We start from the raw sequence: 19134 nt of genomic DNA on the forward strand, positions 1-19134 counted from the left end.
GCGCCCTACGGTTTTGTTTTGAAATAGAATGATGGAGGAATATAAAAATGGCTTTTACTGCTGCTGACGTAAAAAAGCTCCGCGAAATGACCAACGTGGGTATGATGGACTGCAAGAAGGCGCTGACCGAGTCTGACGGCGATTTTGACAAGGCGATCGAGCTCCTGCGCGAAAAGGGCTTGGCCAAGGCTGCCAAGAAGGCGGACCGCATCGCGGCCGAGGGTGTTGTCTGCGCGACCGTATGCGATAAGTACGGCGTGGGCGCGATTATCGAGGTAAACTCGGAAACCGACTTTGTTGCCAAGAACGCGGACTTCCAGCAGTTCGTTGCTGATCTGGCTGGCGTTGTGACCAAGGAGGCGCCCGCTGATGTGGAAGCGCTGAAGACCTGCAAGATGGGCGACCTGACCGTTCAGGAAGTCCTGCAGGAGAAGGTACTGACGATTGGTGAGAACATCCAGATCCGCCGCTTTGAGCGCTTTGACGAATCCACGGTCAACGTAGCCTATAACCATATGGGCGGCGTGATCGGCGTGCTGGTCGGCCTACAGGTTTCGGACAATCTGAAAGATAATGCGACTGTTAAGGAGCTGGGTAAGGACATCGGCATGCAGGCGGCTGCGATGAACCCGTCCTTTATGGATAAGTCCCAGGTGGACGAGGCGACTCTGGCCAAGGAGAAAGAAATCCTGTTGGCGCAGGCGCTTGAAGAGAACAAGACCGCTGCCAAGCCGAAGCCGGAGCAGATTATTCACAAGATGGTCGAGGGCCGTATCGGCAAGTACTATGAGGAGAACTGCCTCCTGCAGCAGGCATTTGTCAAAGAGAACAAGGTTTCTGTAGAACAGCATATCGCGGCTGTGGCCAAGGAGCTCGGCGGCGAGATCAAGCTGGCCAAGTGCGTGCGCTTTGAAAAGGGCGAGGGTATTGAAAAGAAGCAGGACGACTTCGCGGCGGAAGTCGCTTCCATGGCCAAGTAAGCTATAATGCGAAAAAAGGACGCAGGATAAGCACCCTGTGTCCTTTTTATTGCAATGCCTGCTTTTTCTTCCGATACAGCAGTTCGCCGACCAGTGCGGCCAGACAAAGCCCGCCAAAGGAGAGCAATAGGACCAATGCGCCGGTCCTTGCCCAGAAAGCTTCCGGCAGGATGAGGATGATTTCATCCAGGCGCGCGTCGAATACCCAGTTGGTCTTGCCGGGAAAAAAGACCTGGTGGAAAACAGTAAACATGCTGTTGAAATCGCAGAACGCCCAAATCGCAATGATAAGGTAAACAACGCCCATGGCGGCAGCCGACCAAAATGCAGGCCCGCGCCCGCGGAACCGGTAAAACCGGAGCCCGCAGCGGTGGCCAAGCAGCGCAAGCAAAACCAACGCGGCGGCTGAGCCGCCCAGCAGGACAAAGTCCTGCTGGAACAATATCTTACAGTCCGCAAAATGCGCTTGGCCATCCTCCGACCAGACGAGGTCGCCCGTGCCGAATGGGGCGTCGAACACCAGATAATCCATGACCTCATCATAAGCCTCACGGATCGTCTGCTCGCTCCAGCCAGTCCGCTCGGTGAGCTGAAGCAAGTGGATTTGCTGATAATAGAACGGGCGGCACAGGATAGGGAAAGCGATTGCGGCAGACAGAAAGAATACCGCCAATACAACTGACAGCAGGATAGACAGGGATTTTGATGGTTTCATTGTTTTGTTGCTCCTTGTGGATAGGATGAAAGGGCGATACAGACCTGTGAAGGCAAATAAAAGAGCCACATGCCAAAATGCGTGCAGGACGGGAAGATCCCCAGATTCCATGCGCCGACGCAGAGGTCGCAGCAGACAAACAAAAGCAGCCCGCAGGCAAACAGACGATGCTTCCGGCCGCAGGACCGCAGAAGCACACCTTCCCATGCGTTGACAGCCAGGTTGGAAAAATAGAAGACCGAAAGCGCGGAAAGCGTATCGATACCGAAAAAGAACGCCGACAAAGGCAGTATGCGGAATGGAAGCGATGCAAAGCACAGCCTGCCCCGCAGTCGGTACAGGCGAATACTGTAGATAAACTGCACGATGCAGAAAAGCGATACGCCGAACAGATAATTCCGGTTTTGGACCAATAAAAACCAATCGGCGGCGGCGGTAAATAGCAGGGCGAGTACGACAAGCCTCCCATCCTGACAGGAATGGTTGAGCAGGGCGGCGGAAAAGCAGAGCAGTATGGAAACGTATTTGATCCAAGTGCTGTCGGCCAACGCCGTAAGGTCAAGAACCAGAAAGCAGGCGTACAGCAGGCAGACGAGCGGCAGGAATATGCGAGGGAAAACGCGCTTCATGGAACATCTCCTTTCCGGAAATAATACTATGCCAATATTCTGCGTCTGTCAAGCGAGCAGACATACAGACTGCGGAGAAAAGGCCGCCGCTTTTACTTGCATTTGGCGCAGATATTCGGTACAATAAGAGCAGAATGTAAAAGGAGCCCGCTTTATGGAACTTCATTATGATATCACCAAGCAGGACTATATCGACTTCAATTTGAATTACTATACCAATAACGCAGTCGTACAGCGCAGCATCCTGACGACGCGGATCGCTTCCGCAGTGATCGTCGCGCTGGGCGGCACGGCGCTGATGTATTGGCTCAAGGCGCTGAGCGTGGTATCCGTTGTCGGATATTTGGCGCTTGCGGCGGTCTGTTTTTTCGGCACGCCGTGGTATATGAAGCGGAAGGTTGTAAAAAATGTGGAGCGCATCCTGCAAAGGGCCAACAACAAGCAGCTTTGCGGACCCAAAACATTGACCCTGCGGGAAAATGAATTCGAGCTTGCGGGGGAAAACGAGGATACGACCTATCAATATGAAGCGGTCCAGCGCACAGCGTCGGATGCTGCCCATTACTATATTTTCGTAGATGAATTTTCCGCGGTCATCGTGCCTTTTTCTGCTTTTACGGACGAGGGACAGAAACGCGATTTTTATGAGCGGATCACGGCTCATATCACTGACGAGGCGCTCAAATGTTAAACAAGCTCCCTATATAGGGAGCTTTGACATTAAATATGGGAACTACTTGGAAGAGGCGGTCGTCTAACCAGTAAACTGAAAGAATGGGAGGGATTTCAAGTGAAAAAACGGATAATGGCCTGGGTGCTTGCGTTGTGCATGGGGGTGCCAGTATGCGCCGGTGCAGCGCAGGAGCAGGAGGTGTACGGCTACCCGACAGAGGATGCTCTGCGGAAACTGCCAAAAACGGTCACGCGCGGCGACTTTTTGGAAGCGCTTGCGTCGGCGTCCGGCGAGGACGTGTCAGACAGCGCGTGGATCGACATGGAGGAATACTTCACCGACGGCGTGGAAGCATCCGACGAGGTCAAGTGGACGTTTGCAAAATGGATCCTGAACGGAGCGGCGCAGGACGGGGAAAAAGCGGTGCTGCGCTTGGACGACCTGATCACGCGGCAGGAAGCGGCGGCGCTGCTCGGACGGTATTTGGATTATCGATACACCGCGCTCCCCGCGGGCTGCGGCACCGGTTCGCCCGACCCGTATAATATTGCGGAATGGGCGCAGAACGGTGTGAGCAAGTGCTGGATGTACGGTGTGATCGATATGTCGGATGAAAGTAATGTCAGCTATCCGGATGGCACGACATCCAGCGCATTGGATTTCCGGCCGAATGATCTGGTTGCCGGCAGCGAGGCGGCGCAGTGGATTGCAAACGCAAATGCGCTTGATATGAGCGCGGTCGCCGCACCGGAGAAGCCGGGTTTCGCTGACGCCCTTATCCGTGCGGTGGATGCGGAGGGCAACTGGTCGCTGTCGCCTTATTCCATCCGGATGTGCCTGGCCATGCTGGCGAATGGTACGAAGGGGGAAACGCAGCGGGAGCTGCTCGATGCCTTGCAGATCGAGGATCTGGAGGCGTTTAACCAGACTGTGAAAGAGCAGCTTGCGACCTATGACGGCTACGCGCGCATTATGTCGCTCGAAACCGCCAATTCCCTTTGGATCAATCAAAGCTGGTTTGACGGGGCGGGCGAGTTCCTGCCGGACTATGCGCGCGAAATGGACGAATATTTCCGCGCCGTGGTGGAGGAGGTCACAAATGCGGACTCGGTCGAACGGGTCAACGCCTGGGCGGACGAGAAAACGCATGGCAAGATCCCGACCATCCTGACCGAGGACAACCGCGAGTTTGTCACCGCGCTGATCAACGCGGTGTACTTCAAGGCCGCTTGGGAAAAAGAGTTTTCCCCCGCACATACGGAAAAGGCGGACTTTACGAATGCGGATGGTACGGCCGGCACGGTAGACATGATGCACCAGACCGATGTCTTCGGCTATTATTCCACCCCGGGTGTGGAAGCGCTCAGGATGGATTACCGCAAATACGCGGTGGACAATTGGGAGGGCGACAACTGGAAATACTTCCGCGACGCGGATTTCAGCATGTACCTGATTAAAGCGGACGATGAGCTGGACGTGCAGAACCTTCTGGACAACGCAGAATTTACCCATAGTGACGTACGGGTCTCCATACCCAGATTCAAGGTGGAGTACGGCGCACCGTTGGACGAAGCGCTGCAGGCGCTCGGTGTGCGGACAGCGTATGAGCCGGAAAAAGCGGATCTGACCGCGATGCTCGACCCCTCCGAACTGCCGGCCAGGCAGCATTTCCTGGACACGGTGGTACACAAAACATACGTCGCAGTGGATGAAAAAGGCACGGAAGCCGCGGCGGTGACCGCCGCGATGGATGGTGCGGGCGCGGCGCTGCCGTCCCGCCCCGAACTGGTGCGCACGTTCACCGCGGATGAGCCGTTCTGGTTTGTTATCCGTGATAACGCAAATGGCGAGATTTTGTTTGCCGGCCGCTATGAAACGGCGAATTAACGGTTGACAAAGCAAGGATTGGGGTATAATATAAATGTATTCATAAGCAAAAGCGATGACGGAAATCCCGTAAGTATCTAACAAGCGTCTGGCAGAGAGCGGACGACGCGGCTGAAAGCGTCCGCAGGCGCGGAGAAAGCGGCACCGATTCCCGAGCCCCGCGGCGGAAAAGCGCAGTATGCCGCGGCGTGTCGTCCTCGTTACGGACTCCAGAGCGGTAAGCCCGAAAACGGGCTTGCAAGCAGGGTGGAACCGTGGGTTTATGCTCACCCCTGATTTTATGTCGGGGGTGGGCTTTTTCGTTCTCCCCCCAAAATACAAAAGGAGGAACACTGTTATGTCCGAAGAAAACAAGTACACGTTTGAAAATCCGGAATACCGCGACACCTACCGTCATACGGTATCCCATATCCTTGCGCAGGCGGTCAAGCGCCTGTATCCCGAGGTCAAGCTCGCCATCGGCCCGTCGATCGAAAACGGCTTCTACTACGATTTCGACGCACCGTTCTCCTTTACGCAGGAGAATTTGGACGCGCTCGAGGCCGAGATGAAGAAGATCTGCAAGGAGAAGCTGCCGCTCGAACGCTTCGAGCTGCCGCGCGCCGAGGCGCGCAAGCTGATGGAGGAAAAGGACGAGCCATATAAGGTGCAGCTCATCGACGACCTACCTGAGGACGCGACCATCTCGTTCTACAAACAGGGTGAGTTCACCGACCTGTGTGCCGGCCCGCATCTGGATACCACCGGCCGCGTCAAGGGAAACGGCATTAAGCTGATGAGCGTCACCGGCGCATACTGGCGCGGCGACAGCAAAAATAAGATGCTTCAGCGTATCTACGGCACAGCTTTCCCCAAGAAGGACGAACTGGATGCCTACCTGAACATGCTGGAGGAGGCCAAGAAGCGCGATCACCGCCGTCTGGGCAAGGAACTTGGCCTGTTCATGCTGACTGAGGAAGGCCCAGGCTTCCCGTTCTTCCTGCCGGGCGGCATGACGCTCAAGAATACCCTGATCGACTACTGGCGCGAGGTACACAAGAAGTACGGCTATGTCGAGGTTTCCACGCCGGTCATCCTCAGCCGCAAGCTTTGGGAGCGTTCGGGCCACTGGGAGCACTACAAGAACAATATGTACACCACGGTCATTGACGACGAGGACTTTGCCATCAAGCCCATGAACTGCCCAGGCGGTATGCTGGTCTACAAGTCCCAGCCGCACTCCTACCGCGAACTACCGTTGCGCGTGGGCGAGCTTGGCCTTGTCCATCGCCACGAGTTGTCCGGTGCGCTGCACGGCCTGTTCCGCGTACGCTGCTTCACGCAGGACGATGCGCATATCTTCATGACGCCAGACCAGATGAAGGATGAGATTAAAAACACAGTCAAGCTGTTCGACGAGGTGTACTCGGTGTTCGGCCTGAGCTATAAGATCGAGCTGTCCACCATGCCGGAGGACCACATCGGCACGGTCGAACAGTGGGAACACAACCAGGATATCCTCAAGGAAGCCATCACCGAGATGGGCAAGGACTATGTGGTCAACGAGGGCGACGGCGCGTTCTACGGCCCCAAGCTGGACTTCCATCTGGCCGACTCGCTCGGCCGCACTTGGCAGTGTGGCACGATTCAGCTGGACTCCCAGCTTCCCGAGCGGTTTGAGCTGGAGTATATCGGCGCGGACGGCGAAAAGCACCGCCCGATTATGATCCACCGCGTGGTGCTTGGCTCGATCGAGCGCTTCATCGGCGTCATCACCGAGCACTTTGCAGGCGCGTTCCCCACCTGGCTCGCTCCGGAGCAGGTGCGCGTCATGCCCATGACCGACCGCAATATCCCCTGCGCGCAGGAGGTCGTGGGGCAGCTCACCGAAGCGGGCTTCCGCGTGAGCATGGATGACCGCAACGAGAAGATCGGCTACAAGATCCGCGAGGCGCAGGTGCATAAGGTGCCGTATATGGTCGTTATCGGTGACAAGGACGAGGAGAAAGGCATCATTTCAGTGCGCGAGCGCAAAACCGGCGAGACCACGCCGATGGAGCTGGTGGAGTTCATCGAAAAGCTGTCCTATGAGGTGAAAGAAAAGCTGCGGTAATCCACTGAAAGGGGATAGGGCTATGAAAAAGCTGGCTGCCACTTGTTTTGCAGTATTGTTGATGACGTTTGCCGCAGGGGCGGCAAACGTCGGCACGATCGACAACGCCTATCCGGGCGACACGGAAGCGCAGGCGCAGATGCTGTACGACCTCGGCCTGTTTCGAGGGACGGAAAAGGGGTTTGAGCTGGAACAGCCCATGACGCGCGCAGAGGCGGCTGTGATGCTGACGCGCTTCCTCGGCGCAGAGCAGACCGCGCTGGAAGGAGCGTGGACGCACCCCTTTACCGATGTACCCGAATGGGCGGCCCCCTATATTGCCTGGCTGTATCAAAGCGGTCTGACGCGCGGCGTATCCGCAACCAGATACGGAGCGGAGGAAAGCGTGACCTATGGGCAGTACTGCACATTTCTTGCGCGCGCCTCAACGGATGAGGAAAACTATGACCTTCTGGGGCTTTACGGCATAGATGAGGAGGGCAACTGCGACAGGGCGGGGTTTGTCCGCGGGGACGCGGTATCGTTGTCCGCACGCCTGCTGGGAGAATACTATCTCAAATGCGAGGACACAAACGGCATTACAGTCGCGCAGAAGCTGATCGACCGCAGCGTATTCTCCTTGGAGCAGTTCAAGAAGGCGGCGTGGGACGTTTTGCCGCGCGCATACATGCAGGATACATTACACGGATTCAATGATATGGATTACCGCCTGTCCTGTGTGATTGCGGGCGTGCCGGTGGTGCGTTGTGCGGATGCTGAAATCGATGTAATTTATTATTACGAATCCTCCTTGAATCAACTGTATGGCGAGAAAGCGTCGGAAGGGCAGAACTATGTATGCTTCCGTCTCGATGAGGAGACGCTGGAAGCGGAAGAGCTGCTGCGCGGTCCGGAGGGCAGCACGGCGAAAATCATGGGATACGCGGGAGAGACAGACTACCTCCTGTTCCGCGAGCCGGAGGGGGATACGGTCTATGCGGTCCGCGGCGCGGAGACTGAAGCGGTGCTTTCTCTGACAAAGGAAGAAGGGAGCGACGCATTGCTGTCCTGCCTGCAGGGGGATGATGGCTGTGTGTTCCAGGCCGGTGAGCATAAATTCTACCGTTTGGACGAAAACGGCGCCAGCGCCTTGCCGCTTGCAGCAGGGGATCGGCTGTCCGTTGTCCTGAGCAGCGGCCTGCTGCTGACGGAAAATATCACGGCCGAACACACGGTGATCTCGGGCTGGAGCTGGGACGGTGAGCCGGCCGGAAGCTACACGGTAGAAAACCTATATCCCCTGCCGAAAGATGCGGCACAGTGGACAGAGGAAGAATTGGCTTACTGGCAGGGCGAGAATGCGCCGAAGCTCTTGTCAGATAACGGCTCCTGCGCCTGGGGTACGGCGGGGCTGTATCGGGCAGAGGATGGCAAGCTGCTGCAGATCACAGACAAGCCGGTATATGACTGTGAGATCGACCCCGCAGACGGCAGCTATGTGCTGTTGGCCTCGCCGGCAGACGAACGCCCAGGGTATTATGGTGCAGGTGTTTTTACGCTGGCGGGTACCGAAGCGATACGCATTGCGGCGGACGGTACGGAAACCGTGCTGCTGGCGAACCAGCCCGCGCATGGACTGACCTTTGACCGGATCACCTGTGCGGAGGCGGGTGTGGTGCGTGTACAGTACACCTATGTGATGGGGATGGCGGATTACCACTCCTACGAATATGCGATTGAGAACGGCCGGCTGCGCGCGCTGGTCAACACGCCGGGCATGGGATTTTCCGGCTATACGGAAGAGGAATGCGCGGTCGAGCAGGCACGGCTGGATGCGCTCGGCGTCGGGGTCAACTCATAGTCTGGCGCATCGGGGGTAAAGGATGAAAAAGTTTTTTGTACGCGATACGCTGCTTGGGGGGACGGCGGTAGGGCTTAGTTCCCCTGTTCCAGAGCGCGGATCGCGTCGGAACGCTTGAAAACTTTCACGTGGTAAAGCTGGCCGGCTTCCAGCGGGCCGAAGGTGAAGCGGCCGAGCTCGTCGGTATACAGTGCGCTCACAGGCGTGGCGGGCGCGTCTGCGCGGTAAAAGGTTACAAGCGCTTCCTCAACCGGTTTCCCGTTCTGATCCACTACTGTCCCGACAACCGCGGGACGCTGATCCAGATATAGGGATACTGTGGTATCGACGACCTCATGAGCCGCAGGCTTGACATAAAAGGACTGAGAAAGGTTCATAGTGATTACCCCTTTGTTTGATACATAAGAATCTATTGTTATTTTATGAAATCTATTTGGAAAAGGTGAGGGAATACAATTATGGCAGAACAGAAGAAGCTGGTCAGCGAGATCACATCCATGGATGTGGATTTTGCGCAGTGGTACACCGATATCGTGAAAAAAGCGGAGATGATCGACTATTCCTCGGTCAAGGGCTGCGTTATTATGCGCCCGTACGCGCAGGCGCTGTGGGAAAACATCCAGCAGGCGCTGGACGGTATGTTCAAAGAAACCGGACATGAAAACGTCGCGATGCCGATTTTTATACCGGAAAGCCTGCTGCAGAAGGAAAAAGACCATGTTGAAGGCTTTGCGCCCGAGGTGGCTTGGGTCACGCATGGCGGCTCGGAAAAGCTGGAAGAGCGTCTTTGCGTCCGTCCGACGTCGGAAACGCTGTTCTGCGAGCATTACGCGAAAATCGTTCGCTCCTGGCGCGACCTGCCAAAGCTGTATAACCAGTGGTGCAGCGTGGTCCGGTGGGAAAAAACCACCCGTCCGTTCCTGCGCAGCCGGGAATTCTGGTGGCAGGAAGGGCATACTGTCCATGCAACGGCGGAAGAAGCGATGGAGGAGACCCTCCGTATGCTGAATATTTACGCCAGGTTTGCGGAGGAATGGCTCGCTATTCCGGTCATCAAGGGGGAGAAAACTGAAAAGGAACGCTTTGCGGGCGCAGAGAAAACCTACACCATCGAGGCCATGATGCATGACTGCAAGGCGCTGCAGTCCGGCACCTCGCACTACTTCGGCGACGGATTTGCGCGCGCGTTCGGAATGCAGTACACGGATAAGAACAATACGCTCCAATATATGTACCAGACCTCATGGGGCATGTCTACGCGCATGATCGGCGCGATTATTATGACACATGGCGACAACGAAGGTCTCGTACTGCCGCCCCGTATTGCGCCGACACAGCTTGTTGTCATTCCGGTGGCAAGCCATAAGCCGGGCGTGACCGAAAAGGCGCAGGAGATTTATGAAATGGTAAAAGCAGCTGGTGTGCGCGCAAAGATCGACCTGTCCGAAAACAGCCCCGGTTGGAAGTTCGCCGAGTACGAGATGAAGGGCGTGCCGCTCCGGCTGGAGGTCGGACCGCGCGATATCGCAAACGGGCAGTGTGTTTTGGTACGCCGTGACAACCGTGAAAAGACCGTTGTGAAATTTGAAGAGCTGACGGAAAAAATTCCGGCGCTGCTGCAGGAAATTCAGGATGCCCTGTTCCAGAAGGCGCTGAAAAACCGTGAGGAGCACACCTATACCGCGAAGACGCTTGACGAGATGAAGTCGATCCTCACCGAGCATACGGGCTTTATCAAATCCATGTGGTGCGGCGACCTAGCCTGCGAGGAAAAGATCAAGGAGGAAACCGGTATGCCGAGCCGCTGCATGCCGTTCGAGCAGGAGCATATCGCGGACGTATGTCCGGTATGCGGGAAACCGGCGCATAAAATGGTCGTTTGGGGTATTGCGTACTAAAGATTCGGTGGAAGGAGGGATGCTTGGGTGAGCTGGCAGGAAAACTTGATAGAGAACGGCTTGCCCGGCATCGCGCTGACCGCACTGTTTATCGCGGCCACAAGTATTGTGACGCTGGTCTGCGTGCGGGTGGTTAACCGGATTATGCTCCGGCTGATCGACCGGCAGAAGCAGGTCAGCAGCGGCAACGCGACGATATTGGCGTTCTGCCGGTATCTTGCGATCGCAGCCTTATATTTTACAGGTTTTGCGGTGATCGTTTCCAACATACCGGCGCTCAGCGCGGGTATGAACAAGCTGATGGCCGCGGGTGGCGTGCTCGCGGTGGTCGGCGGTCTGGCATCGCAGGAGGCGCTGGGCAGCATAGTCAGCGGGATGATGATTCTGGCGTTCAAACCGTTTGTGATTGGAGACGTGGTGCGCTGTGTGGATAACGACATTTCCGGTGTGGTCGAGGAGATCACCCTGCACCACACCGCTATCCGCACCTACGAAAACAAGCGCGTGATCGTGCCGAACAGCGTGATGAACAATTCGATTATCGAAAATGCGGACTATGGCGACAGCCGCGTCTGCGCATTCCTCGAAATCGGTGTGACCTATGAATCCGATATCGCCCGCGCAAAGGAGCTGCTCGCGCAGGAGATCGCCCGCCAGCCGGACTTCCTTGATGTGCGTACGCCCGAACAGGTTGCGGCCGGCGTGTCGCTGGTACAGGTGGTCGTTCTGACGCTGGCGGAATCCGCAGTCACGCTGCGCGCGTCGCTTTGGGCCAAGGACAACGGTACTGCGTTCAGTCTGAAATGCACGGTGCAGGAAAATATCAAGAAAATCTACGAGCAGGAAGGAATCGAAATCGCCTATCCTCATGTGGTCGTCGTGCAGAAAGGAAAAGGCAGTCCGTAAAAATTCACGCAGTACAAGCAGCAAAATAGCAGAAAGGGGGCATATCGCTATGATGTGGCCCTTTTTATTTTGTTGCAATGCGACTTCCATTTCTTTTTGAATAAAAAATGAATTTTGGAGGGAGGGCTTGATTTTTCCTTTCCATGGTATTATCATTACAGTGTTGGCACTCGAAGTGTTAGAGTGCTAACATCATTTCATCAATAGAGGTGCATCGATCATGGCAAAGAAACAATTTAAGGCGGAGTCCAAGCGCCTGTTGGACTTAATGATCAATTCGATTTATACACATAAAGAAATTTTCCTGCGGGAGCTGATTTCCAACGCTTCGGATGCAACGGATAAGCTTTACTATAACGCAATGAAAGATGGCAAGACCGGCATCACGCGCGACAGCTTACCGATCGAGCTGACGCTTGACAAGGAAAACCGCCGCTTTGTGATTGAAGACCACGGTTGCGGCATGACAGCGGAGGAGCTGGAAAGCAACCTGGGTACGATCGCCCGTTCCGGCTCGCTTGCTTTTAAGAAAGAGAACCAGGATCAGGCGGATATTGATATTATCGGCCAGTTCGGCGTTGGCTTCTATGCGGCATTTATGGTCGCAAGCCATGTTGAGGTTGTATCCCGTGCGATCGGCAGCGACCAGGCAAACCGTTGGGAATCCGACGGCACGGCTGGCTATACCGTAACGCCGTGTGAAAAAGAGGAAAACGGCACCCGTATTACGCTTACAATCAAGGAAAATACGGAAAACGAAACCTATGACGAATTCCTGGAACCATACAGGATACAAGCATTGGTAAAGAAGTATTCGGATTATATTCGGTATCCGATCAAGATGGACATGATACGCTCCCGTATGAAGGAAAAGCCGGCGGATGCAGGGGAGGATTACCAGCCGGAATGGGAGGAATACACGGAAAACACAACCCTTAACTCCATGGTCCCGATTTGGAAAAAGTCCAAAAAGGATTTGACGGAGGAGGAATACAATTCGTTTTATACTTCCAAATTTTACGATTACCAGCCCCCGCTCTGCCATATCCATTCCAGCGTGGAGGGAGCGGTGACCTATACGGCGATGCTGTTCATCCCTGCGCACGCGCCGATGGATTACTATACCAAGGACTATGAGAAAGGGCTGCAGCTTTATTCCAATGGCGTCCTGATCATGGATAAGTGCGCCGACCTGCTGCCCGACCATTTCAGCTTTGTGCGCGGTATGGTGGATACAGCGGATCTTTCGCTCAATATTTCCCGTGAGATGCTGCAGCACGACCGTCACCTGAAAGCGATTGCGCAGAGCATTGAGAAGAAAATCAAGAGCGAGCTGCTCAAAATGCAGAAAGACCAGCGCGAGGAATATGAAAAGTTCTGGAAGGCATTTGGACGCCAGATTAAATATGGTGCATATGTGGACTACGGCGCGCATAAGGACTTACTGCAGGATCTTCTGATTTACCATTCCTCCACCGAAGATAAGCTGGTCACGTTGGAGGAATATGTTTCCCGCATGAAAGAGGAACAGAAATATATCTACTATGCCTGCGGGGAAACGATCGATAAGATCAAACTGCTGCCGGCGATGGAGACGCTGCGCGACAAGGGCTATGAGGTTCTGTGCCTGGATGATAACATCGATGAGTTCTGCATAAAAATGCTGGCAAGCTATCAGGAGAAAGAATTCAAGTCGATCGCTGACGCGGATCTCGGACTGGAGAGCGAAGATGAAAAGGCGGAAATCAAAAAGCTGACCGAGGAGAATGAGACGCTTTTGGCTGCGTTGGGAACAGCACTGGAGGGTCAGGTAAAGAAAGTGGAATTAACCGGCCGCCTGAAAAGTCATCCGTGCTGCCTGCGCGCGGAAGGGCCTGTGACCTTGGAGATGGAAAAGGTACTCAACCAGCAGGCGCTCGACGATAGCCAGCGCGTACACGCGGAGCGCATTTTGGAGCTGAACGCGGAGCATCCGGTTTTCAAAAAGCTTTGCGAGCTGCAGCAGCAGAACTCGGATAAAGTTGCGGTCTACGCGGAAATACTCTATACGCAGGCGCTTCTGATCGAGGGCCTGCCGGTTGATGATCCGGTGTCCTATGCCAACGCGGTGTGCGGTTTAATTTCATAAATTAGAGGAGAGGGTATGCCTGGATGAAAAAGCTGCTTTGGATCGTCAACCCGCATGCGGGACGCGGCGCGATCGCTGGCAAGGTCGTCGATTGCGTGAGTACGTTCCAGAAAGCGGGCTATGACGTTACCCTCTATGCCACGCAGGGGACGAAAGATGCAACCCGCGTTGCGCGGGAAAGGGCGGCGGAGTTTGACCGCATTGTCTGTGCGGGCGGGGATGGAACGCTCAACGAAGTGGTCACCGGCCTGATGGAAGCGCAGACCCGCCCGCCGCTTGGTTATATCCCTGCGGGTACGACAAACGATTTTGCACTCAGTCTGGGCATACCCAAATCTCCGGTGGAGGCGGCGGCTGTCGCAGCCAGCGACAATTTGCAAGCGCTCGATATCGGGATGTTCAACGAACGGTATTTCAACTATATCGCGGCGTTCGGCGTGTTTACCGAGGTATCCTACGCAACGCCGCAGCAGACTAAAAACGTCTTTGGCCGCGCAGCGTATATCATAGAAGGTGTCAAATCACTGACCAGCATCAGGGAACACCATATGTGTGTGAACAGCGCGGAAATGACGGTAGAGGACGATTTTATTTTCGGCATGGTGTCCAATACCGTCTCCGTCGGGGGCTTCAAAACAATTTCAACGGATGATGTGGCGCTGGACGATGGCTTGTATGAGGTGCTTTTGGTCTATCCGGTAGAAAACCCCATGGAGCTTCAGTGGCTTGCCAATGACCTGCTGACGGGAAATGTGGACTCCAGCCGCTTTGTGTATTTCCGGACGTCGCAGATCACGTTTGATGCGAAGAACGATGTCCTGTGGACGCTGGACGGGGAGTTTGGCGGCGCGGTAAAGCACGCGGACATTACAAACTTCAGTCGGGCGATCACATTTATCGCCGGCGATACAAAAAATCTTGAAAACGCAGAGGAAGCCTGATATAATAACAAAAGGGAATGAAGTTCTCCCTTGGCGCATACTGCCTGAACCGCTTGAAAAAGCTGATGACTTCTGCACGAAAAAACGTGCGGGGCATCAGCTTTTTTTATGCTCCGCCAAAAATGGAGGTAAAAGTTAATGTTAACAAGTTTGGCGTATGTGTTCCTGTTGGGGATGCTGCTCGGATGGGTGTTTAGCCGGATCGGCCTGCCAAGCCTGCTCGGTATGCTGGTTACAGGCATCCTGCTCGGCCCCTGTGTACTCAACCTATTAGACCCTGCGCTGCTGGGAATCAGCGCCGACCTGCGGCAGCTCGCGCTGATCATCATCCTGACAAGGGCTGGACTGTCGCTGAATATCGCGGATTTGAAACGCGTGGGGCGGCCGGCCGTGCTTATGTGCTTTGTGCCGGCCTGCTTTGAGATATGTGGCATGGTGCTGCTGGCGCCGAAGATGCTGGGGATTACTGCTCTGGAAGCAGCGGTCATGGGAGCGGTAATTGCGGCGGTATCGCCCGCGGTTATTGTACCTAAAATGCTCCGGCTGATGGAGGAAGGCTATGGGACAGCCAAAAGCATACCGCAGATGATTCTCGCGGGTGCATCGGTGGACGATGTCTTTGTCATTGTGCTATTTACCGCTTTCACAGGCATTTCCCAAGGAGATACGGTTGCCGTGATGGATTTCTTACAGGTCCCGCTGTCGATCCTGCTCGGCATAGCGTGCGGCGCAGCGCTGGGGCACCTGCTTGCATTGCTTTTTCGAAAAAAGCATATGCGCGATACGGCAAAGGTGCTGATAATCCTGAGCGCCGCATTCCTGCTGGTGGCATTGGAAAACCGTGTGAAAGGCATTGTTCCGTTTTCCGGCCTGATCGCTGTTATGTGCCTTGGCATCTTGCTGCAGCGTAACAGGCCTGAAGTCGCGGTGCGTCTGTCGGCCAAGTTTTCCAGGCTATGGGTCGCGGCAGAGGTGCTTTTGTTTGTGCTGGTGGGTGCCGCTGTCGATATCCGCTATGCAGCGCAGGCTGGCCCTGCCGTTGTATTACTGCTATGTTGTGTGCTTTTATTCCGGATGGCCGGCGTATTCTGCTGTATGCTGGGAACTGTGCTGAACGCAAAGGAGAGGCTGTTCTGTATGATAGCTTATATGCCGAAGGCAACGGTGCAGGCCGCGATCGGCGCCGTGCCGCTTTCTATGGGCCTGGCGTGCGGACAGATTGTTTTGACCGTCGCGGTGCTGTCGATCCTGATAACCGCCCCGCTCGGCGCATTTGGCGTTGAGCGCACATATAAGGTTTTGCTGCGAAAAAAATAAATGGAAAGGAGCGGGCACCAGTCGGCATCCGCTCCTTTCCATCGGGAAATCGAGATCAGCAGCACTTTCTCTGGAAAGATTTGCAGTCAGTACACTGATCGACCGTCGGGTTGGCCTCATGCGTGCCTACGGTGATGCAGTCCAGCGCGCAATACTCTGCACCGTCACTGTGATTGGCGCACTGATTGACAGTGCAGCGGATTGCCTTGTTGCAGTTTGAACGATCCATAAGAAAGACCTCCTTTTTTGATTTCCCCATTAGTCTCTCCGATCACGGGCGAAATATACATTGACAAAATCGAGCAAACTGGGGTATACTTTTTTCAAGGACTTCCTTTCCCGAAAGCATGCGCTGCCGGGCGAGCGTCTGCATAAAATCAGTGTCTGCTGTCAAAGATTCGATCTGCGATGAAAGAGCGAAAAACCATAAAACGGGCGTTCTGTGTCGTGTGGATGCAGGACGTTTTTTGTTGCAGGAGGAATAAAATGGAAAACCGTATTGCGATTTTGGGCATTATTGTCGAGGACCGCGAATCCAGCGGCGAAGTCAACGCCCTGCTTCACGAATATGGTGCCTCGATCATTGGGCGCATGGGGCTTCCGCATTATCGTGAAAGCTGTTCGATTATTACGATCGTGATGGACAGCACGATCGATACGATCAACGCACTGTGCGGCAAGCTGGGCCGGCTGAAGCATGTTCAGGTCAAATCCATGATGGCAAAATAAGGAGAGAATGGAAATGAAACGTATTTTATCCGGTTTAGTGGCGTCAGTGATGGCGTTATCCCTGCTTGCGGGCTGTGGACAGGGCGATACGGCGCTGCAGGAGCCTGAGCAGCAGCAAACAGCGACGGTGGAAGCTGGTTACGAAGACGGGGTAAGTATCCGCGTCGCCGCCTTGAAAGGACCTACAGCCATGGGGCTGGTTCAGATGATGAAGGATAACGAGGGGGACGAGACACATTACCAGTTCGATCTCTATACCTCTGCGGACGAGATCGTCCCGTTGATCGGTAAAGACGAGGTGGACATCGCGCTTATCCCGACCAATCTGGCGGCAACCCTGTACCAGAGGACCGAGGGCGGCGTGCAGGTGTTGGACGTCAACGCCGGAAACGTATTATACGCGGTTTCTCACGACGAAGCCCTGAATACGCTTGAGGGCTTAGCGGGCAGGACCATTTATATGACCGGCAAGGGGACTACGCCGGAGTGGACGCTGCGTTACCTGCTTGACAAAAGCGGTATCGAGGAAAGCGATTTGACGATTGCATTCAAAAGCGAGGCGACCGAGGTGGTATCCGCACTGTCGCAGGATGCAGAAGCGGTCGGCATCCTGCCGCAGCCTTTCGCAACCGTTGCATTGATGCAGGATCAGGAACTATCAATTAATTTCCCGCTGGAAGACGCATGGAAAACGTACAGCCCGAATGGGCAGGGGATCGCGACCGGCGTCACGGTCGTCCGCAAGGCGTTTGCGGATGAGCATCCTGCGGCGGTGGCGCAGTTCGTGCAGGATCATCAGCAGTCTGTTGAAACGGTTGTTTCCGATCCGGAGGCAGGCGCGCAGTTGATCGAAGCATACGGTATCGTCAAGGCGCCAGTAGCACAGCTCGTGTTGACCAATTTCAACCCTGTGGCGGCAGCGTCGGGACAGGAGATGAAGGGCTGGGTTTCGGATTATCTGGAAATGCTTTACGGGATCGCGCCGGACGCGGTAGGGGGAACGCTGCCCGATGAAGGTTTCTACTATTTGGGCTAAGCGCTGGTTTCGCATCGGTGTGACCGCGCTTTTCTGGCTGGCTGTTTGGCAGGCGGCGGCTGTGCTTTTGCCCAAGCTGTTATTTGCAGGTCCCGTACCGACGGTGCGGAGCCTGCTTTCCCTATTGCGGAACAGTGAATTCTGGTTTTCGATCGCGCATTCGTTGGGGAAAATCGCATCGGGTTTTTTGCTGGCCTTTAGCACAGGCTGTCTGCTTGCCATCGCCTGCCGCCGGATGCCGGTTCTCCGTATGCTGCTCGGGCCGCTGATACAGGTGATGAAAAGCCTTCCGGTGGCGTGTTTCATCGTGGTGGCGCTGATTTGGGTCCGTTCGGAATGGATTTCCGTCTTAACCGCATTTTTTGTTGTTTTTCCCGCTGTATACATCAATTTGGGCGAGGGTCTGCAGCAGACCGATCAGGGGATGCTGGAAATGGCGCAGCTTTTTCATTTGACGCCAGCCAAACGCCTGCGGGCCGTGTGGCTGCCCGCCTGTCTGCCGTATTTGCTGTCCGCCTGCCGTGTATCCGTCGGTATGGCGCTGAAGGCTGGCGTTGCGGGTGAAATCATCGGGCTTCCGCGCTGGTCGATTGGGGAGCAGCTTTATTTATCCAAGCTCTATCTAAATACGGCGGATTTGTTTGCGTGGTCGCTGGTGATCATCCTGCTCAGCCTGGCGCTGGAGCGGCTGCTGGTTTTCGCGCTTGCCACTGTGCAAAGGAAATGGGGGATCGCCGCATGATGCTGCGGATGGAGCATATTGATAAGGCGTTTGACGGAAACGCGGTGCTTCATGACCTGTGCTGGACGCTCGGGCCAGGGGAGTGCTGGCAGGTAACCGGCGCTTCCGGCATTGGAAAAACAACGCTTCTGCGGCTGATGATGGGGCTGGAGCAACCCGATAGCGGAAAGCGGATCATACCAGCTGCGGTTCGCTTTTGCCCAGTGTTTCAGGAGGACCGTCTGGTCGAAAATTGGAGTGCTTTGCAGAACGTAGCGCTGGTCTGCGACGACAGTCCATCCGCGTTCCGCATTCTGAACACGCTGCTTCCCGACAGTGCTCTGGAACAGCCGGTCTGTACGCTTTCCGGCGGGATGCGTCGACGGGTCGCGCTGGCACGGGCGCTTGCGGCGCAGGGAGATATCCTGGTGCTTGATGAACCGTTTGCCGGTCTGGACGCGCAGACCCTCTGGCATGCGGCAGAAGCGTTGCGCCGGTACCGGAGGGGGCGCGCGGTTGTTCTGGTTTCCCACGAGACCGAAAAGCTGTTTCCAGATTGGCACACATTGTCGTTGTGAAACGGTTTTCAGCGTGGCAAAAACCAGCGTGATATGTTATATTAAAACAATGGAAAACACCGCC

18 protein-coding genes and 1 riboswitch are annotated in these 19134 nt (G+C 55.2%); of the genes, 14 read left to right on the plus strand and 4 right to left on the minus strand.

Annotation, left to right across the window (positions count from 1 at the left end; all coding sequences use genetic code 11):
- The first annotated feature begins 47 nt into the window (after positions 1–47).
- Positions 48–980, plus strand: coding sequence for a translation elongation factor Ts (tsf, locus tag RX717_RS07570; protein WP_107630539.1), 933 nt, complete (start codon positions 48–50; stop codon positions 978–980).
- Between the two features lie 46 nt (positions 981–1026).
- On the opposite strand, the gene RX717_RS07575 is transcribed toward tsf, so the two are convergent.
- A complete protein-coding gene (locus tag RX717_RS07575; RefSeq protein ID WP_107630538.1) occupies positions 1027–1695 on the minus strand; it encodes a TIGR01906 family membrane protein in 669 nt (222 codons plus the stop codon).
- The gene (locus tag RX717_RS07580; protein ID WP_107630537.1) at positions 1692–2324 is read right to left on the minus strand and encodes a lysoplasmalogenase family protein; all 633 of its coding nucleotides are present in this window, start codon (positions 2322–2324) and stop codon (positions 1692–1694) included. The genes RX717_RS07575 and RX717_RS07580 overlap by 4 nt, the downstream gene beginning before the upstream one ends.
- Before the next feature lie 154 nt (positions 2325–2478).
- Here RX717_RS07580 and RX717_RS07585 point away from each other — a divergent pair, with 154 nt between their 5' ends.
- The 4 genes from RX717_RS07585 to RX717_RS07600 all read left to right on the plus strand — a co-directional run bounded on the left by RX717_RS07585 (position 2479) and on the right by RX717_RS07600 (position 8816).
- Complete coding sequence (locus RX717_RS07585; protein WP_107630536.1) at positions 2479–3015, plus strand: YcxB family protein; 537 nt, start codon at positions 2479–2481, stop codon at positions 3013–3015.
- A gap of 99 nt (positions 3016–3114) precedes the next feature.
- Positions 3115–4884, plus strand: a complete 1770-nt coding sequence (locus tag RX717_RS07590) for a serpin family protein (protein WP_316960647.1) — start codon at positions 3115–3117, stop codon at positions 4882–4884.
- Positions 4885–5221: 337 nt separating this feature from the next.
- Positions 5222–6976 (plus strand): threonine--tRNA ligase, encoded by a 1755-nt coding sequence (gene thrS / locus RX717_RS07595; RefSeq protein WP_054325995.1) that lies wholly within the window; start codon positions 5222–5224, stop codon positions 6974–6976.
- A 22-nt stretch (positions 6977–6998) separates the two neighbouring features.
- Positions 6999–8816, plus strand: a complete 1818-nt coding sequence (locus RX717_RS07600) for an S-layer homology domain-containing protein (RefSeq protein WP_107630534.1) — start codon at positions 6999–7001, stop codon at positions 8814–8816.
- Positions 8817–8890: 74 nt separating this feature from the next.
- Here the strand turns inward: RX717_RS07600 and RX717_RS07605 are convergent, their stop codons facing one another.
- A complete protein-coding gene (locus RX717_RS07605) occupies positions 8891–9193 on the minus strand; it encodes a carboxypeptidase-like regulatory domain-containing protein (protein WP_054325992.1) in 303 nt (100 codons plus the stop codon).
- A gap of 81 nt (positions 9194–9274) precedes the next feature.
- On the opposite strand from RX717_RS07605, the gene proS reads away from it, so the two are divergent.
- The 5 genes from proS (at position 9275) to RX717_RS07630 (ending at position 16006) form a co-directional block, all read left to right on the plus strand.
- Positions 9275–10714 carry a proline--tRNA ligase gene (gene proS, locus RX717_RS07610; RefSeq protein ID WP_107630533.1) on the plus strand — a complete coding sequence of 480 codons (1440 nt, stop codon included), beginning with the start codon at positions 9275–9277 and terminating at the stop codon, positions 10712–10714.
- A 27-nt stretch (positions 10715–10741) separates the two neighbouring features.
- Positions 10742–11620, plus strand: coding sequence for a mechanosensitive ion channel family protein (locus tag RX717_RS07615; RefSeq protein ID WP_107630532.1), 879 nt, complete (start codon positions 10742–10744; stop codon positions 11618–11620).
- A 220-nt stretch (positions 11621–11840) separates the two neighbouring features.
- On the plus strand, positions 11841–13748 hold the full coding sequence (gene htpG / locus RX717_RS07620; protein ID WP_107630531.1) for a molecular chaperone HtpG: 1908 nt from the start codon (positions 11841–11843) through the stop codon (positions 13746–13748).
- A 23-nt stretch (positions 13749–13771) separates the two neighbouring features.
- The gene (locus RX717_RS07625) at positions 13772–14689 is read left to right on the plus strand and encodes a diacylglycerol/lipid kinase family protein (RefSeq protein ID WP_107630530.1); all 918 of its coding nucleotides are present in this window, start codon (positions 13772–13774) and stop codon (positions 14687–14689) included.
- Positions 14690–14693: 4 nt separating this feature from the next.
- A riboswitch (Fluoride riboswitch) is annotated at positions 14694–14771 on the plus strand.
- A 56-nt stretch (positions 14772–14827) separates the two neighbouring features.
- Complete coding sequence (locus tag RX717_RS07630) at positions 14828–16006, plus strand: cation:proton antiporter (RefSeq protein WP_107630529.1); 1179 nt, start codon at positions 14828–14830, stop codon at positions 16004–16006.
- Positions 16007–16061: 55 nt separating this feature from the next.
- Here the strand turns inward: RX717_RS07630 and RX717_RS07635 are convergent, their stop codons facing one another.
- Entirely contained in the window at positions 16062–16235 is a 174-nt protein-coding gene (locus RX717_RS07635) for a DUF1540 domain-containing protein (protein WP_082396669.1), read from the minus strand.
- A gap of 257 nt (positions 16236–16492) precedes the next feature.
- Here RX717_RS07635 and RX717_RS07640 point away from each other — a divergent pair, with 257 nt between their 5' ends.
- Genes RX717_RS07640 through RX717_RS07655 form a run of 4 tightly spaced genes read left to right on the plus strand, consistent with a single transcriptional unit; the run spans position 16493 to position 19070 of the window.
- Positions 16493–16735 carry a TM1266 family iron-only hydrogenase system putative regulator gene (locus RX717_RS07640; RefSeq protein ID WP_054325989.1) on the plus strand — a complete coding sequence of 81 codons (243 nt, stop codon included), beginning with the start codon at positions 16493–16495 and terminating at the stop codon, positions 16733–16735.
- A 13-nt stretch (positions 16736–16748) separates the two neighbouring features.
- Entirely contained in the window at positions 16749–17771 is a 1023-nt protein-coding gene (locus RX717_RS07645; RefSeq protein ID WP_159068021.1) for an ABC transporter substrate-binding protein, read from the plus strand.
- Positions 17746–18513: an ABC transporter permease gene (locus tag RX717_RS07650; RefSeq protein WP_107630527.1), complete on the plus strand. Its 768-nt coding sequence runs from the start codon at positions 17746–17748 to the stop codon at positions 18511–18513. The genes RX717_RS07645 and RX717_RS07650 overlap by 26 nt, the downstream gene beginning before the upstream one ends.
- Positions 18510–19070 (plus strand): ABC transporter ATP-binding protein, encoded by a 561-nt coding sequence (locus RX717_RS07655; protein WP_159068020.1) that lies wholly within the window; start codon positions 18510–18512, stop codon positions 19068–19070. The genes RX717_RS07650 and RX717_RS07655 overlap by 4 nt, the downstream gene beginning before the upstream one ends.
- Positions 19071–19134: the final 64 nt, after the last annotated feature.

Source organism: Intestinibacillus sp. NTUH-41-i26 (assembly GCF_032769475.1).
Taxonomy (GTDB): Bacteria; Bacillota; Clostridia; order Oscillospirales; family Butyricicoccaceae; genus Agathobaculum; species Agathobaculum ammoniilyticum.